This window comes from Pedobacter sp. ISL-64 (assembly GCF_018613605.1).
In the GTDB taxonomy this organism is placed as follows: Bacteria; Bacteroidota; Bacteroidia; order Sphingobacteriales; family Sphingobacteriaceae; genus Pedobacter.
In genome coordinates, this window is the sequence record NZ_JAGGPU010000006.1 from 185,468 (window position 1) to 201,213 (window position 15,746).

Sequence of the window (15,746 nt, forward strand, 5' to 3'; positions counted from 1 at the left end):
ACTATCACTCTTATTTTAATTCATTGACCAATGCGGCGATACCTTTTTGTATGCTGCCGTAGCGGCTTGCGTACTCCGCGACTTTTACTTTTTCTGTTTGCTCAGTGGTATAGGCGTAATATTCTTCTGGTGATACTTCTGTCCGGTAAACCTTGCTTGACATCCCGCCCAGGCTAATGAATACTTCTTTATATTTTCTGAAAGGATCGTTTGCCTTGTTCACCGAAAGCACCAATGCTTTTTCCTTTTCCGTTAAACCTAAAAGCTCCTGTATGGCATCGAACTTATTCTGGTACTTGCTCTGGTCTAAAAGGATTTTGCAATCGGCGTTATTGATGATCGCTTGTTTTACTATAGTTGAACTGATAATATCTTCGATCTCCTGTGTTACCACGATCGCTTCACCAAAGAACTTCCTTACTGTTTTAAACAGGTACTTGATGTATTCCGCAAAGCCCTCTTTCATCAGTGCCTTCCACGCTTCCTCGATCAGGATCATCTTACGGATGCCTTTCAGCTTCCTCATTTTGTTGATGAAGACTTCCATGATAATGATCGTCACCACAGGGAACAAAATCGGGTGGTCTTTTATATTATCCAGCTCGAATACGATCAGCCGTTCCCGGAGCAGGTCCAGGTTCTCCGTTGCATTCAGGAGGTAATCAAATTCACCGCCTTTGTAGTAAGGGCGCAGGACATACAGGAAGTTGTTGATGTCAAAATCCTTTTCCTTTACGTTATCAGCAGCCAGGATTTGCAGGTATTCTTCCTTAAGAAATTCGTAGAATGAATTAAAACACGCAAACACATTCGTGTTCTTTTCCAGAAAGGCGAAATACCCTGATATTGCATTTGATAAGGCAACATATTCGCTACGCTTAAACTGCTCATCGTCTTTTTTCCATAATGCCAGCAGCAAGGTTTTGATACTTTCCTTTTTCTCAGTATCCAGGCTGTCCCCTTTGCCGATATAAAAAGGATTGAAACGGATGGGGTTATTTTCTTCATAAGTGAAGTAGTACCCGCCGACCATATCACACAAGCCTTTGTAGCTATGCCCGACATCGACAAGGACAATATGGGTTCCCTGTTCATAATAGCTACGGACCATATGATTCGTAAAGAATGATTTTCCGCTGCCGGATGGCCCCAGGATAAATTTGTTGCGGTTTGTACAGATGCCCTTTAGTATGGGTTCATCACTGATATCAACATGAACGGGCTTACCGGTAAGCCGGTCACCGAGCCGGATACCGACAGGGCTTAGGGAACTCCTGTAACCTGTTTCCATATTGAAAAAGCAACTGGCCTGTTCTGAAAAAGTATCGAAGGTGTCATTCATCGGGAAATCGGCTTCATTGCCCGGAATACCGCCCCAAAATATCTGTGCCGCACCTGCCGTTTCCTGTTTGGCTACCGCATCCATTTGGGCAAGCGCAGAACTCACCTGGTTTTTCAGGTCTTTTAATTCCTGCTTATCATGGGTCCAGACCAAAAGGTTGTAATGCGCCTTTACCGGTAGCCGTTGCTCCCCAATGGCTTCATTTAAAAAATCATTTGTTGCATCCCTTGATATACTGTTCTCACGGCTGTAGGCCGAAAGCGACTGAAGGCGAAGCCTTTTGCTTTCCAGTTTCTTCAGTGTCTTTTGCGCATCGTCGATAAACACATATTGGTTGTAGATATGATTACAGGGCAGCAACTGGCCAAGGCTTCCGGCAAAACCAATAGAGAATTTTGTCCTGTCCGTACTGTATTTATCGTAATTGATCCTGCTCCCGCATAGGGCAGGCAGGTCCGCCGCATCCCCGAGGGTATATAACTGGCAATGCTGTGCCCCAATCTGTATGTTGTCCCCGAACCGGATATCTTTTACTAAAAAGGTATCCTGCTCTTCTGCGAGGAAGCAATACTGTTCAATGATCCCCATCTTCCTTTTATGGCTGTACAGGTCATTATCATTTAGACGGGTAAGTTTTAGGAACCCGCTGTCTTCAAGTATCTGGCGGAACTGTCCGCAGCAATCCAGAAAATCCTGCAACATACCTGCATTGATTGTCTGCTGCGGTACGATGCTCCTTCTGAGTAAATTGGAGAACAATGAACTTCCGGCTTTTCTGCCGTCCGGTTTCTTTGTCAGGAACAGGTAACAGGAGTGGTCAAGGAATGGCCGTTCATTAAAGAACCGTTCACTGCTCCTTGATAAAAAGCTGTTATCCTTTCCGGAGAAATCCGGCTTGTACTGCGTATCCCTGAACCAATCCTGCTTATGAAGGATACTATGTTTTGGCAGGACTTTAATTGCTTTGACCCATGCCTGGTGAAACGCCTCATATTCATGATCCGATAGGGTAAAAATCTCCGGAAGCTCTGCCTTAAAGGCAACCGTAATATCGCCTTGCTTACTTAATATACAATCGTGTTCTACCCCCATTACAGGTATCAGATCATCCAACCACTTTTCCATCTGCACATTTATTATTAGAAAATTAATTCAAACCCATCCCTTTGCCCATTACGCTCTTTTGCTTCAATAAATTTTCCTCGATCCGTTTGGGTATCCCGGTCACGGATAATGGGTATAATGGTACTTCGACCTTTTGCTGTACCGGATAAAAATTTACGAAAGTCCGCTCATCCAGATCGTGTTCCCTGGCAACTGCTACCGGATCAATGTGAAGTTCGAAGGGCAGTGCTACCAGGATTACATCCAGGGGCATCTGAGTAATGTCCTCCGTCAGGTCCACCTTTGATTTTGAAGGCGGATGATAGAAGAAGAGGTATTTGTCCCCGGTCCTGTTCATATCCAGATCGCGCAGGCTAATGTTTTTCCAGGGTTCTTTAAACAGCCTGATTTCTTTCAGGCGCCAATCAACGGTGTAATCATCCGCCCCGATCTTAACCAGCGGCAGCCTCCCTTGTATCCTTTCCTGGAACAGGGCTTCAGAACACCTTAAGTCCCTGTCAAACTCCGGCAGGTCTGCTACTGCCATGTTATACTTTAAGGCGATGCCTTCCGGGTCTGCATGAACCATTTGCGGAACATGGATCAGGATCGTGTCTTCTCCATACTCTGAAATGCATTTGTGGGCCGGGCTATACTTCGCCTCATAATGCGAACCCATGTTTTTCATATCGTAGAATGATATTGTATTTAACGGATCATCCTTTTGCCTTAATTCTGCGAATGCAACATCAAATAAAAAGATTGTCGCCCCCAGCTCGATTTCCGGTAGTTTCCTTGCCATGTTATGCTCCTCCTTTTCTGAATACTTTACGGCTGTTAACTTTCACAATTTTGGGGACACTGCGCCGGGCCAGTGCCTTCATCATTCCATGCTCCCCGTATTTTCGGCTAAGGCCATAAACTTGATACACAAGCCCTGAGCCTGCGGAGAGTACTACGGCCATGCAGATGTACTGGCTGATGCCGATGATGTACAGCACTGAGAAGAGAATGAGCAATATCAAAATCCCCGCACCGAGGTACCATATATATTGCGCCTTCAAACCTTTGAATTCAATGCTTTTATTAATTCCCTTATTTACCTGGTAAATGCTGATTGCCATGTCCTGATTTTTAAATCGTTATCGTATTCTTATGTTTACCTCTTTTCCTTCTTCCAATGAATCCTCATCCCCGTTTTTGACAACCTTTCTAAGTGACGTCAGTACCAGATCACCACGATTGCGTAAAGCGGTAAAATGATCCTCCCGATATCCGTACCGCCTTGCCAGGCCAACAGGGTCTATGTCTTTAACCGGCGGCACGAGAATGATATCTACATGCTCAGGAATGTTCCCCTTCGGATCGCCTGTATAGATATTCTTTGTCCGGCGGTCAAACAGAAAATGGCTGAAGCCAAATTGCTCTTTAATGCCACCCATTGAGATGCGGTTTGAAGGATTGGAAACCTGGCGGAATTCATGCTTAATGATGTCTGCGTAAAATTGAACCCCTGATATGTCTACAGTTGGCAATACCCCGTCCTGACTGACTACTTTGGCTTCGGCCTTATAGCCCATGTACTTTCCCATGCCCATAACTATACAGCGAAGAAGCTTTTAATTACGGTAACCACAACCACGAGGAACACGCAGCTTCCGAACCACGCAGCGGCCACCTTGCTCGTGTCCGGGTCGCCTGCATTCCATTTCTGGTAGACCTTCACCGCTCCTATCAGCCCAAGCAATGCGCCGACAGCATACATCAGGTTAGTACCCTGAACAAAGTAGCTGCGTACCTGATCGTTGGCTGCTTTAATTCCCGCATTGCCATCCTGGGCGGATGCATATAAACTGAGCGCCGACAGCAGCAGTGTTGCAACAGCGCATTTGATTTCAATTGAGCCTCTGCCCAATACCTTTCTCACAATTCCCATCTTCACGTTTTTAATCTTACACACTATGTTTTATAAATACCGGAAGCAACAGTTCCAACCTCTCCTTTTCACCCGCTACCTGTGCCCCCGGTATATTCTTTTTTCTTTCCCGGGCCCCTGTCTGCTCAGGACAAGGGGCGGGGAAAGCCGCCACCAAAGGAACCATCAACCAAAACCAAACTCACGCTTTGGTGGCAAAAACCTGGCGGGGCAACCGCCTACCTAAAACACCATCTCCCTTACTCAAATCCTGGCTGCCCCGCAATATTTTTATACTGCTTACTGCCTGATATATCTTTCAGCAATCCTGCCCCTGTAATTGACTTTGAAATGGAAGTTGAAATGCTCCAGTATGATTTCGTTGAAAACCCCGCTTGCAGTCCACTTCATCGTCTTTTCAAAATTGTTCTCTGCGTACCTTGCAAAGTTTGGCCAGCCGGGGCTTACCTGCTCATTGAAAGGAATTAAAGGCAATCCTGGTATGAACACCTTACCCTTGCAACATGCATCCATCACCATTTCATCAGCATAGGTGACACTTTGCCATCCTGCAAATCGCGTGTGCTTCAGCATTTTCAGCCTGATACCGGCACTGGCGTAAAAAATGTAACCGACTCTCCAGCGATGATAGTTTAACTTAACCGTCCTGCCATTGTGCTCCGGAAAGTTGGTGCCATCATTGCCTTCGTAAATATCACCTCCGCTTTGCCCCCACCAGTTAGGCATATTGCCTGAAGGGTACTGGCATATCGGAAGGTTTGGTATCACAATAGGATCTCCTGGCTGTGGTACATGCCATTCGTCCGGCCACTGCCATTGTGGAAATTCCAAAAAGTCAAAAGAGATACGGTGAAGTTTCGCACCAGGAATCTGCATAGGCTCCACACCTCTTACCAGCTCAACGGCGTACTTTGCAGGTATAGCATAACCCTCCTGGTTCTTTGGCGTAGCCCGGAAACTATATATAGTATCCGCAATCTGAATATTGCCATCCTTATTCAATACCGCTGCGAACCATGAATCAGGGCAATAAAATAATTGATTGCTTTTGACCAGGGAATCAACGGTAGGCGCCCTCCGGTCTTCGGAGGTATCCGCGTCGATCTGCTCATACAATTTTCTTAGAGACAAAAACCCCTGCCGGTTATACAACTGCTCCCATTCCGCAAGTTGTTTTGGTGCCTCGTATTTACCATGCAAAATGTTCATAGTATTATTAAAGCTTTCCAGTGAAGGGAAGCGGAGCCAGCCGTTATACACATCCGGGCCTCCCTTTTCAATATTCGGGACGGTACTGCTTATGTTTCCAACCAGTTTCTGGTCCGGCTCCATTCCGTCACTTCGTTTACAGGCGTACATCAGGCCCATAGTTGTCGCCAGTACGGCCAACATCATCAGATAAAATTTTCTTTTCATCACGTTTTCTAAAAATTTGAAATAGGTTACTCTTTTTTCTACAGGTTCGGATCATCTCCTGTTGGTTACATTAGCGGGGAAGTGTCGCCCAAGCCTCCTCCAGATCGTCCTCACTGAACACGACCCCGCAAATACTTTCTGCATGCTGTATGATGAAATTGTTCAGGGCAACCCGGTAGGCAGGCTGGCGCAACCCGCCATAGTCTGCCACCCTGGATTTAAGCTGCTCCAGCAGCATATCCTTGTCGGCCCCTTTGCCTGCCCCCTCCAGGATGCTGTGACGTATATCGGTCACGATCTCTTCGAGTTCATCAAATAAATTTTCTGATTTGTCTTCTTCGCCAGCGTCCTTATCTTCGTCTCCATCAGGTGAAATGAAGTATTGTTCTTCATAAGATGGAGCGGAGCCATCCTTTTTCAGACTATCGGAGTCCGGGCTTTTTTTCACCGTAATATTGATCCCGTTCCTGTGGATTAAAAAGCCGATGATAGCATAATAGCCAATGAGAACTATTGCCAATCCTGCGAGGTATTCCTTCCATGTAATTGCTTCCAACATTGCTTTCAATTTTTATTGTTTTTTAAATCAGGGAAACCATTTTCCCCTTTGTTTCTGAAGCAAAATTGCAACGGAAATGAAGGCTGTATTGACAGCATGCAGCAACGTTGCTGAAATTTATTTTTGTAAAAACATTGATAATTTTTTAGGCGTACAAGGTTCTCTTTGTCGCCCGGGACAGCATTTTGTTGGAGATTTCGGAAGTGCCGACAGGAACGATAAGGTATATCGCCCGTAGTGGCAACAACCTTTAGCAAGGTTGCTGTTTACGTTTTTTAGAAATATTTGGCTTAGCAGCAGGGCCTCATCCCGCTGGGGCAAAAAAAAACCGGCGGTCAGCCGGGCTTTTCAAAAATTTTATGATCACAAATCTCTTTCGTCAAAGGTTCGTTCAGTCACTTCTACCAGGGACCGTAAAAACGGTGTCCTTCCTTTTTTGCGATAGCTCATACCCAATACAACCCTGGATACATTACCGACCTTGACATTGAAAAAGTCGCCAAGGTCCAGCATAAACTGCTGAAATCCGCCCGGGCCTTGTGTTACTGCGCCACTTTTCCAGATACCGAGGCCAACCTCAAATAAAGAAACGACCGCTGCCTTCCATACCCTGTTTGGCTTCTTCCGGTTTTCTGCGGGCGAGGACTGCTGCGGCTCATCGCTAAGGGCTTGATTGAGAAAATTATTTAATTCTGCAAAGGCCAGGATTTTACCGAGACGGTTACTGTGGGGCGTGCAAAAACCTGGATCAAGGTCAAGGGTGTATACCGGCTGTTGCGGTGGCAGCGAAACCCGCCGCAGGAAATATATTTCATCCATGTCCGATTTATCGGAACGGTAATAATTGTACAAAAGCCTGTTCTTTTCAAAAAATGCGGCCAACGATTCCAGGATTTTGCTATAGTACCGCTTGACCGAATCGGTGCTGCCTACAGGTTTATTGGATTCAATATAATACAGCTCAGTATAATAAACGAGTTCTTTGAGAAACATAGGTTTGATCTCCTTAAAGAACCTGATCTCCTCTGCTTCGTCTTTAAAATCGTGCGTTGCAACATGGCCTTTTAAATCCCTGATAGCTGATTCCACAGCATAGTAAGATTGTTCTGCCTGTTGCAGATCATTGTCTGTATCTGCTGCGATCCTTTGAAGTTCGGCGTACATACGGCTCAGTAGGTCTTTCGATAATTGATCCATAATTAATTTGGTATTTGGTTCGATAATGTAACTTATACTTATTGTCTCCGGATGATGGACGAAACTAGATATTGAACTGCATCCTTTATAGCATCAGGATATCAAAATACTGCCAGGCAGGAAAATTTGGCCATGAAGTACTTCGCGCAGAAACGGAGTAGAAATATTCATGAGTTTATTGGCAATTTGTGAACTTATACTTTCACAAAAATAGAGGCGGCACTCAAGACGCATGATGATTTAAGTCATCTTTTTAGGGACAAACTGTTAAGGAAAAACGAAAAAAGGGTATGCCAATTCAGGGTTTCCTTCTTTTGCGGGAAATGCGGTTGCGGATGCGGCTGAGCGTTTCGGGGGCAATTCCGAGATAACTGGCGAGTTCCTTAACTGATACATGCTGCACCAGTTTTGGATAGGCGGTAAGTACGTGCCCATACCGCACCTGCGGGCTTTCGTAAAACCAGGTCGCGCGTTCCAGGGCCTGCAGATAATATTGTTCCGTAAGAAGCCTGACCACAACGTTGGCTTCAATGAAATCCCGATATAAAATTTGAAGCTCTTCCCAGGGTAATGCAATGCAGAAAGTATCCATTAAGGCGGTGAGTTTTTCAACGCTCATGGTTTGTTTGTAGAAACTCTTCGGAGAGACCAGTATGTCCCCCTCCGTTAAAAACATGACAGTAGTCTCCCCGCGACCTGTCAGAATCCTTGTCAATCGCACAAGCCCTGAAATTGCGAAGTAGGCATGTTTGCAGATTTCCCCGTAGTCAAGGATTACCTGGTCCTTAGCGAAGCTGATAGGAAAGGTAACCTTCCTGAACCGGTCGTACAAAGCGGCAGGCAGGTCAGGCACAAGAGTAGAGAACATGGTAAATATCCCGTCATAAGCGGCATTGATATCCGTATTCCCCCCGGGTTCAAACGGCTTGTCAAATAATTCGCCTTCCATGAGAATATTATTAATGAAAATAGCAATACGCCAACAAAATCAAGCCATTGAAAAGCATTGGATATTGCCAATGTTCAAAATGCGATGCTACACTTAAGTTTTTCACTAATTACTTAAAAAGATACGGTTGTCTTCCAGGCATTCATTCCTTATTCCGGAAGTATAGCGCTCATCTGTAGACCTGAAAAATTTGTTCCATTTTAATATCTCTGCCTGGGAGTCTATGAACCCAGGCCGGATATAGTCCTCCCAGAATGATAATCGAAAGCGTTTTCCAACTTGATAGTCCTCTCCGTTAGCCATTCTGACAATATCCATACAAAATCCGTCACAATGCCTCATATTGACAACCACTTCCTCCGATATCTGAATGTAATTATCGTCCCTGTAGAGCATGAACAGTTCTGCGAAAGTATGGCTGGAAAGTATAGTTCTATCCAGTAAACCGATATAACATATCCCCCCATGATTCGCAACAGTTACGATGTCCTCCACGGATATGTTTATGAGCGCGTTCTTTTTTAAACCCGCAACCCTTTCAACTCTTTTGGTAAATTTAGGTATGTGGTATATTGAACTTTCAAATGTTGTTATGAAAAGGCTAATCCATTTACAAAAACCTTTATTATTGGTTACAAAAGGAATACTAAAATCCACGTCCTCCAACTGCTCTATTAGCGTTTGCTGCTCATGCCTAAGCAAAACAACCATACTACTTTTTTTGATCAATGTGAATAAGCGGTCGTAATGATTGCGGAAGGTATGATACTCAATAAAGGTAATGTCCGGGCTAAATTCAGTGGGGAACGTCCTGCACGAAATTGCGTTTATGTTTTTTTCAACAGGCATCAGCTTCAGGCGGGGATGCCTGTCGATCAATGATGCGATTTTTAAAAAGGCAGGATCGGAGTGTAGAATAAAACAATTGAACTTCATACTTACTCATTTAGAACCAGAAAAATTCTCTTTAAAAGTAAAATAAATATCGATATTGAATTATAAGTAATATTTATCGTTGCTATAGACGAACATGTATCCGGACAGGGGTACTTTAAGGTTATGGCCGTTCATCAATCTGGGATAATGTGATTTTCATCTTTGATGGCCAACTTATACATTGTTTAATGGCCTACATCAAGCACTTATGGGTGTTTATGGATATCTTTTTGGGTATTTATGTTTTTATGGGTATTTTTGGGTATATTTTTGGATAATGAACATCAACTCACTTAGAATAACACCTGAAATTTTAAGCATAATTTCTGGTATAGATGAATTTAAAGGTACATGGAAGGTATTAGGTAATCTCGCGCCTGAACAATTAACCTCTTTAAGAAGAGTCGCTACTATCGAAAGTATAGGATCGTCAACCCGCATAGAAGGTAGTAAGTTAAATGACAGACAAGTAGAAGTGCTGCTCTCTAATTTGCAGATTCAAAAATTTGAAAATCGCGACGAACAGGAAGTTGCGGGTTATGCCGCAGTAATGAATACCGTTTTTGAGAATTACGAGGAAATTCCTCTTACTGAAAATTATATACGTCAGTTTCACAGAGACTTATTGAAATATAGTGATAAAGACTCCCGTCATCGTGGTGAATATAAAAAACATAGTAATCAGGTAGAGGCGTTTAATGCCAGTGGTAAAAGTGTGGGGGTTATTTTTGTTACAGCGAGCCCTTTTGATACACCATTAAGAATGCAACATTTAATGGAATGGACAAATGAAACTCTGGCTAATAAATCATTACATCCAATATTGATTACGGCTATTTTTGTTGTAGAATTTTTAGCCATACATCCGTTTCAAGATGGCAATGGCAGACTTTCAAGGGTATTGACTACTTATTTATTGTTATCAGCAGGATATGCGTATGTGCCATATAGTTCACTTGAATCAATCATTGAGCATAGCAAAGAAGGATATTATCTGGCACTTCGACAAACTCAGGGAACATTGGAAAACGACGCCCCTGATTGGCAACCTTGGGTATTGTTTTTTTTGAAAGCCTTATTGAAGCAAAAACAAAGATTGGAGACAAAACTGGAGAAGGAATATTTACTCTTGGGGCAACTTCCACAATTGTCAGTAGACATTTTAGAACTGGTAAAATCCAGGGGACAAGTAACTATTAGTAATATTGTTACGATTACCGGGGCTAATAGGAATACGATCAAAAAGCATTTGGAAAATTTGGCCTTACAAAAACAGCTTCAAAAACATGGAGTAGGCAAAGGAACCTTCTATACCCGGTAAAATTCTTTTTAGGAGACCATTCCATTGTCTTTAAATAAATTAATGTAAAAAAATAGGCCCATCATACGATGTAAATGCGGGCCATTAAAAGATGTAAATCACAGATAAATTAAAGAAAAAGGGCTATGGCTAAGGGTTCGTTTCATTTTTACTGACTAAGTATATATATGAAAATAGCCATCCATCCAACCATAATCTACCGTATACCCCGTTTCCCCCTGAATGCTGATCTAAAAAGCAGTTGGCCTGAACTTAAAGAAGCAATTCGCTTATCTTCTACGGATTTCTATGAGGTTATTAAAGACATAACGGCGGATCAATTAGAAAAGTTACCGCAGCCGGTAAAGCAAACGATATGGAAATATTTTAACCGCGCAAAATTCAGGGCTACACCCTATGGTACATTTGCGGCCTTTGGCTGCGCACATCTTGGCAAGCAATCCGTTCCATCAGTTTTAACGATAGATAAAAACCTTATCATCCATCGTTTTCCCGATTGGAGCACTAAGGATAAACTGACAATGGCTTTTAACGAAACACTTGAACAGGATAAATTGCTTTTTGTCAACAGCACATTTTACAGGCTTGGCAGCAACATCAGGTATGTCTACTTTGAAGATGGCGTTTTCCAATTATCGGAAATCCAATACAGCCAGGAACGGACAGCTATTTTGCTGCAATGTTTGAAGCCTGTAAAAATATCCTCATTACTAACAGCCATAGCAACTGAAGACCGGCAGCAGTTCCTTTCCCAAATCGAGTACCTCCTGTCTGTTCAACTGTTATTGCACTCCGGCCAATCCAATATTATTGGCCAGGATTATTTCGAAAGGCAGGGCATCAACCATAGCCTTGCAGCAAATGATTATATTCTTTCAGAACGCAAGCCCATTGCAGGATGCATCGACGCCAGTATATTCCGCCACGTCCCGGCATTGGTAGAACAGCTAAAGTATTTCCTGCCCCCTGCGGAAGATACAGTATTAAGTACTTTTATCTCCCGCTTTGTTAAGCGGTTTGAACAGCAGGAAATCCCGCTCATGCTTGCCCTAGACCCCGAAGCCGGGGTAGGGTACGATGAGCTGGAACAGGCCGGAACAGGTGGGGGACTCATTACAGCCCAGGGCAGGTCTGCACAGCCAAAGACTGAGAACAATTTAGAAAAGCTACTGATCAGATCTGTTGCAGGTGGCGGCAAATCCCGCAGCCCTTCTATAGACCTCGAACAGCTTGACCTTCCATATCCGCAACCACAAATGTCCATTGCCAACACGATAAGCCTGATGTGCACGGTTAGCGGCGGAAAAGTCCGGATAGAAAATTTAGGCGGGGCCACGGCGAACAGTTTAAATGGCAGGTTCACATTAGCAAGTAACCAGGTGCATTGCCTTTGCCGGGAGCTGGCAGATTTAGAGCAACAGGCCAATGCTGAAGTGATATTCTTTGACGTTGGATATACGGCAGAAAATAAAGTAGACAACATCAACCGCAGGGAATCCATTTATCCCTACCAGCTAAATTTATTGAACTATGATACTTCTGAAAACCCCCTGGCACTAACTGATCTTTTAATTTCGGTACGGGGCAAAGATCTTATACTACGGTCAAAACAGATGGGCAAGCGGCTGATGCCAAGGTTATCTTCCGCTTATAATTATCAACGTTCAGATCTACCTGTTTTCCGCCTGCTTTGTGACCTGCAACGCCAGGGATTGCAAGTAAACCTCAATCTGTCCCTGGATTCCCTGTTACCCGATCTGGACTATTACCCCGAACTTCGGTTCCGCAATATCATTTTGTCCCCCAGGAAATGGAAACTACAGGCTAAGCAATTTGGCAGCTATTCAAATTTCAAGCAGTATACAACCGGGTTAGAGGTTTACCGTTATGCCCGGACCGGTACCGGTGACCAGACGCTTTGCTTTGATCTTAGAAGTGAAAACGACCTGGAAATTTTATACCAGCTTCTTGGTAAGGAAAAGTATTTGATAATAGAGGAAACGCCAATTCCAAAACAGAGTATTATCGGCGATATTGAAGGCAACCCTTACCTGGGACAATTCATACTGAACCTAACGCACAAACAAAACATATACCATGCCGTAGTGCCAACACCAAATGCCGCAAACAATGAAATTACCCAGCTATTCCCGCCAGGGGGAGAGTGGCTCTATTATGAGATTTTCTGCCATCCCCACAGGGCAGATGAATTGTTGCAGGAAAAAATACAGCCATTTTTGGATACCAATAAGGCAAACATAAGAACTTGGTTTTTTATACGCTATAATGAAGGAGGCTACCATATCCGCCTGCGCCTGAGATTGAATGATCCCAAATCAGGGCACTCCTTAACCGCTGGCTTATCCGAAGCCCTCAAAGAAGAGATAGAAAGCGGTATAGTTGCTGATGTAAGGATCAATATATACCGCCGGGAAGTTGGCCGGTACGGACCGGCAAATATGGAAGATATCGAAGCGCATTTTGGGCGTGACAGCAGCTTTGTTATGGCGCTGCTTTCTTATGATCCTGATGCACTCACTAAATACAGGCTGTGCATTCAATTATTGGAGATGATTGCTGGTAGCGGCGTATTTGAAGATGAAACGCTGCATCGCATAGTAAGGCATAATTCCGAGTCCTTTAATAAGGAACATCATTTACAGGCGGAAGATTTTAAAAAACTTAACAAGGAATACAACCTGTACCGGGACAATAATTTTGAACCGCTGAATACTGTACTATTAATAGCGAGAAAAGCATTTGAAAATTCTTTCCTGAATGTTTTAAGGAACTGCCCTGAATTTAAAAAAGCCTCGATCTTTACCGACCTGGTGCATATGCATATCAACCGGCTGTTTTGTGACCATCAAAGAAGCCACGAAATGGTGTTTTATTATTTCCTGGTAAAGGACCTGCAACGGCAAAAGGCAATGCAGTAAGTGCACATCTTTTACTACAATAAACTGAGAAAATCATCCTTGAAAGTACTGCCCAGATCTACCTTCGATCCGTCGCTGAGGTGAATGGTATTGTCTTTTAGTTCTACTACCTTTTCAACATTGACGGCAAAGGATTTATGTACCCGGACAAAAGGCAGTCCGCCAAGTTCATCCAGAAGCGCATTCATGGACCTATGGGTGATGTAATTTTTACTGGTAGTGTGTACCTCAACATAGTGCTGGGCGGACTCCAGGTATATGACTTCATCAGTCTTTAACCTGATAAACCCGCTTTTTCCGTGACCCGGAATCTTAATATATTCCTTTCGGGGCTTGGCCTGGCTTTCCTTCGCAGCAATGTTCTCCCTCAATTTATCAACGCTTTTTTTGAAATCATTGTAGGTTATTGGCTTTACCAAATAATAAACAGCATCGAGCTTATAAGATTCCGCTGCATAGTGCCGGTGGGCAGTCGTGAAAATGATCGGTGCAATATCTTCCAGCTTTTCGGCCATTTCCAACCCGTTCATTCCAGGCATAGAAATATCCATGAAAACGACATCAGGCTTGACGGCCATAGCTTTTATCTTCTCAAAGGCAACCGTCGAATCCGTTTCGACATCCAAAACGGTAAGGCCAGCCCTCTTAGCGTATTCCGCTATTTTTTCACCGTTGGCCCTATGGTCATCTACAATAAAACAGGTTAAGCTCATAAGTCAATAGAAAGGTTAACAGCGTAAATATTATTTTCAACTGTAATAGCCAGTTCGGAACGATCAGCATAATAAAAAGCAAGGCAGTTGCGGACAAACGCCAATCCGAGGCCATGTGATCCCCTTTCACGTTTTGCTATTGCGTTGCTTTGGTGTAAGGAAAGCTTATTGTTGTTACATGCCAGTATGATCGTTGCCGGGCATTCTTTATCCGTAAGATAACCATGCATGAAAATGTTATCAACGAGTGTTGCCAGGATGAGCGGAGGAACCCTTAACTGCTTGTCATCATCAGAGACTTCAATAGTAAACTGTACCGGATATAAATTCAGGTTCAGAAACTGGTATAAAGCAATTATCTTTTTGACGTGCTCTATTTCTTCGCCAAGTGTAACCTTCCCGTCATCTCCTATACCAGCTATTGCATAGTCCATTGTATCAGTCAGCAGCTTGACTACAGTAGCTTCATCAGGCATCTTTTTTTCAAGGTTCCCATACAGCACGTCCAGGACATTGAAGGTTAAATGAGGATTGGCTTTCGAACGGAGGTAAGCATTTTCAAGGACCACCTGCCGGTTCTGTAATTCCAATGCCTGTAGCCTGAGATCGTATATTTCCTGTGCCTGCTTTTTATTGCGCATGACAAGCCAGTAAGTCAGGCTTATGCCGAATACATAAATGCTCCTGTAGCTGATCCTTATATAATCATTCGTTTTGGTTTCAATAAGCAGGCGGTGGTTAACCATGTTATCAACCGCCAGGTATATCCCGAAATGACAAAGCAGCTCCAATAAGATTAAAAGTATAGCAACGCTTTTATTTCCTCGTCGCCAGAGGTGCATAATCAACAATGCGTTGACATAAAACAACAACAGGTCCGGGACATAGTACGGAAGGAAATATTGCACACCGATCACCGATAATCGCATAAATAACACTACTGAGATTTCATAGCAAACAAAGAGGCTGATAATCAACAGATGTAGCGCAATTGGTTTAAGAGATTTTACTTTCATAGGTATCTAATTTTTTATAATATGAAATTAATCGGCACTTTCATGCATAGAAAAGGCAGCTTCAGGAAATAAATAAAAATGAGGCCCCATCGCTTGCTATTTTTACTATAGAATTAATCACCAAACATATTTAACAACATGAAAAAACAAAATCAACCAGTAAGAGCAGATAGAAAAACTGTTTTTACATTCCAAAAGAAAAAGGGTGCAGTAGACCAGATGTCGGCAGGAACTACCGTTTATACATTACCTACGGTAAGTAAAACCTGCGGATAGACGCAATTGGATTTGTATGCCGGTGGATACCGGCATACTTAA

The 15,746-nt window shown here is 43.4% G+C and carries 16 protein-coding genes; 4 read left to right on the plus strand and 12 right to left on the minus strand.

The window, feature by feature from the left end; genetic code table 11:
* Positions 1-10 precede the first annotated feature (10 nt).
* The 7 genes from J7E57_RS08785 to J7E57_RS08815 all read right to left on the minus strand — a co-directional run bounded on the left by J7E57_RS08785 (position 11) and on the right by J7E57_RS08815 (position 6,357).
* Positions 11-2,467, minus strand: coding sequence for a TraG family conjugative transposon ATPase (locus J7E57_RS08785; RefSeq protein ID WP_215127123.1), 2,457 nt, complete (start codon positions 2,465-2,467; stop codon positions 11-13).
* A 22-nt stretch (positions 2,468-2,489) separates the two neighbouring features.
* Positions 2,490-3,248, minus strand: a complete 759-nt coding sequence (locus J7E57_RS08790; RefSeq protein ID WP_215127125.1) for a hypothetical protein — start codon at positions 3,246-3,248, stop codon at positions 2,490-2,492.
* Position 3,249: 1 nt separating this feature from the next.
* Positions 3,250-3,570, minus strand: a complete 321-nt coding sequence (locus J7E57_RS08795; RefSeq protein WP_215127127.1) for a DUF4133 domain-containing protein — start codon at positions 3,568-3,570, stop codon at positions 3,250-3,252.
* 18 nt (positions 3,571-3,588) lie between these two features.
* Positions 3,589-4,038, minus strand: a complete 450-nt coding sequence (locus tag J7E57_RS08800) for a hypothetical protein (RefSeq protein ID WP_215127129.1) — start codon at positions 4,036-4,038, stop codon at positions 3,589-3,591.
* A gap of 8 nt (positions 4,039-4,046) precedes the next feature.
* A complete protein-coding gene (locus J7E57_RS08805; protein ID WP_215127131.1) occupies positions 4,047-4,382 on the minus strand; it encodes a DUF4134 domain-containing protein in 336 nt (111 codons plus the stop codon).
* A 279-nt stretch (positions 4,383-4,661) separates the two neighbouring features.
* Positions 4,662-5,798 carry a hypothetical protein gene (locus J7E57_RS08810; protein ID WP_215127133.1) on the minus strand — a complete coding sequence of 379 codons (1,137 nt, stop codon included), beginning with the start codon at positions 5,796-5,798 and terminating at the stop codon, positions 4,662-4,664.
* Between the two features lie 70 nt (positions 5,799-5,868).
* Positions 5,869-6,357 carry a hypothetical protein gene (locus tag J7E57_RS08815; protein ID WP_215127135.1) on the minus strand — a complete coding sequence of 163 codons (489 nt, stop codon included), beginning with the start codon at positions 6,355-6,357 and terminating at the stop codon, positions 5,869-5,871.
* A gap of 76 nt (positions 6,358-6,433) precedes the next feature.
* Here J7E57_RS08815 and J7E57_RS08820 point away from each other — a divergent pair, with 76 nt between their 5' ends.
* Positions 6,434-6,595 carry a hypothetical protein gene (locus J7E57_RS08820; protein WP_215164958.1) on the plus strand — a complete coding sequence of 54 codons (162 nt, stop codon included), beginning with the start codon at positions 6,434-6,436 and terminating at the stop codon, positions 6,593-6,595.
* A 125-nt stretch (positions 6,596-6,720) separates the two neighbouring features.
* On the opposite strand, the gene J7E57_RS08825 is transcribed toward J7E57_RS08820, so the two are convergent.
* From J7E57_RS08825 to J7E57_RS08835, 3 genes are all read right to left on the minus strand, one after another.
* Complete coding sequence (locus J7E57_RS08825; RefSeq protein ID WP_215127137.1) at positions 6,721-7,554, minus strand: RteC domain-containing protein; 834 nt, start codon at positions 7,552-7,554, stop codon at positions 6,721-6,723.
* A 298-nt stretch (positions 7,555-7,852) separates the two neighbouring features.
* On the minus strand, positions 7,853-8,503 hold the full coding sequence (locus J7E57_RS08830) for a Crp/Fnr family transcriptional regulator (protein WP_215127139.1): 651 nt from the start codon (positions 8,501-8,503) through the stop codon (positions 7,853-7,855).
* 105 nt (positions 8,504-8,608) lie between these two features.
* The gene (locus J7E57_RS08835; protein ID WP_215127141.1) at positions 8,609-9,439 is read right to left on the minus strand and encodes a hypothetical protein; all 831 of its coding nucleotides are present in this window, start codon (positions 9,437-9,439) and stop codon (positions 8,609-8,611) included.
* 277 nt (positions 9,440-9,716) lie between these two features.
* Here J7E57_RS08835 and J7E57_RS08840 point away from each other — a divergent pair, with 277 nt between their 5' ends.
* Both J7E57_RS08840 and J7E57_RS08845 read left to right on the plus strand, forming a co-directional pair.
* Complete coding sequence (locus J7E57_RS08840) at positions 9,717-10,760, plus strand: Fic family protein (RefSeq protein WP_215127143.1); 1,044 nt, start codon at positions 9,717-9,719, stop codon at positions 10,758-10,760.
* A gap of 167 nt (positions 10,761-10,927) precedes the next feature.
* A complete protein-coding gene (locus tag J7E57_RS08845) occupies positions 10,928-13,699 on the plus strand; it encodes a lantibiotic dehydratase (RefSeq protein ID WP_215127145.1) in 2,772 nt (923 codons plus the stop codon).
* Between the two features lie 14 nt (positions 13,700-13,713).
* Here J7E57_RS08845 and J7E57_RS08850 read toward each other — a convergent pair whose 3' ends face one another.
* Together J7E57_RS08850 and J7E57_RS08855 are read right to left on the minus strand one after the other, a co-directional pair.
* On the minus strand, positions 13,714-14,412 hold the full coding sequence (locus tag J7E57_RS08850; RefSeq protein ID WP_215127147.1) for a LytR/AlgR family response regulator transcription factor: 699 nt from the start codon (positions 14,410-14,412) through the stop codon (positions 13,714-13,716).
* A complete protein-coding gene (locus tag J7E57_RS08855) occupies positions 14,409-15,428 on the minus strand; it encodes a histidine kinase (RefSeq protein WP_215127149.1) in 1,020 nt (339 codons plus the stop codon). Before J7E57_RS08855 ends, J7E57_RS08850 begins: the two co-directional genes overlap by 4 nt.
* A gap of 138 nt (positions 15,429-15,566) precedes the next feature.
* Between J7E57_RS08855 and J7E57_RS08860 the strand changes: the two genes are divergently transcribed.
* Positions 15,567-15,704: a hypothetical protein gene (locus J7E57_RS08860; RefSeq protein WP_215127151.1), complete on the plus strand. Its 138-nt coding sequence runs from the start codon at positions 15,567-15,569 to the stop codon at positions 15,702-15,704.
* Positions 15,705-15,746: the final 42 nt, after the last annotated feature.

Coding starts and splice junctions, on each gene's coding strand:
- J7E57_RS08825 (WP_215127137.1), bottom strand. CDS start 7,554: ATGGATCAATTATCGAAAGACCTACTGAGCCGTATGTACGCCGAACTT.
- J7E57_RS08800 (WP_215127129.1), bottom strand. CDS start 4,038: ATGGGAAAGTACATGGGCTATAAGGCCGAAGCCAAAGTAGTCAGTCAG.
- J7E57_RS08845 (WP_215127145.1), top strand. CDS start 10,928: ATGAAAATAGCCATCCATCCAACCATAATCTACCGTATACCCCGTTTC.
- J7E57_RS08855 (WP_215127149.1), bottom strand. CDS start 15,428: ATGAAAGTAAAATCTCTTAAACCAATTGCGCTACATCTGTTGATTATC.
- J7E57_RS08810 (WP_215127133.1), bottom strand. CDS start 5,798: ATGAAAAGAAAATTTTATCTGATGATGTTGGCCGTACTGGCGACAACT.
- J7E57_RS08840 (WP_215127143.1), top strand. CDS start 9,717: ATGAACATCAACTCACTTAGAATAACACCTGAAATTTTAAGCATAATT.
- J7E57_RS08805 (WP_215127131.1), bottom strand. CDS start 4,382: ATGGGAATTGTGAGAAAGGTATTGGGCAGAGGCTCAATTGAAATCAAA.
- J7E57_RS08850 (WP_215127147.1), bottom strand. CDS start 14,412: ATGAGCTTAACCTGTTTTATTGTAGATGACCATAGGGCCAACGGTGAA.
- J7E57_RS08820 (WP_215164958.1), top strand. CDS start 6,434: ATGAAGGCTGTATTGACAGCATGCAGCAACGTTGCTGAAATTTATTTT.
- J7E57_RS08860 (WP_215127151.1), top strand. CDS start 15,567: ATGAAAAAACAAAATCAACCAGTAAGAGCAGATAGAAAAACTGTTTTT.
- J7E57_RS08835 (WP_215127141.1), bottom strand. CDS start 9,439: ATGAAGTTCAATTGTTTTATTCTACACTCCGATCCTGCCTTTTTAAAA.
- J7E57_RS08795 (WP_215127127.1), bottom strand. CDS start 3,570: ATGGCAATCAGCATTTACCAGGTAAATAAGGGAATTAATAAAAGCATT.
- J7E57_RS08790 (WP_215127125.1), bottom strand. CDS start 3,248: ATGGCAAGGAAACTACCGGAAATCGAGCTGGGGGCGACAATCTTTTTA.
- J7E57_RS08830 (WP_215127139.1), bottom strand. CDS start 8,503: ATGGAAGGCGAATTATTTGACAAGCCGTTTGAACCCGGGGGGAATACG.
- J7E57_RS08815 (WP_215127135.1), bottom strand. CDS start 6,357: ATGTTGGAAGCAATTACATGGAAGGAATACCTCGCAGGATTGGCAATA.
- J7E57_RS08785 (WP_215127123.1), bottom strand. CDS start 2,467: ATGGAAAAGTGGTTGGATGATCTGATACCTGTAATGGGGGTAGAACAC.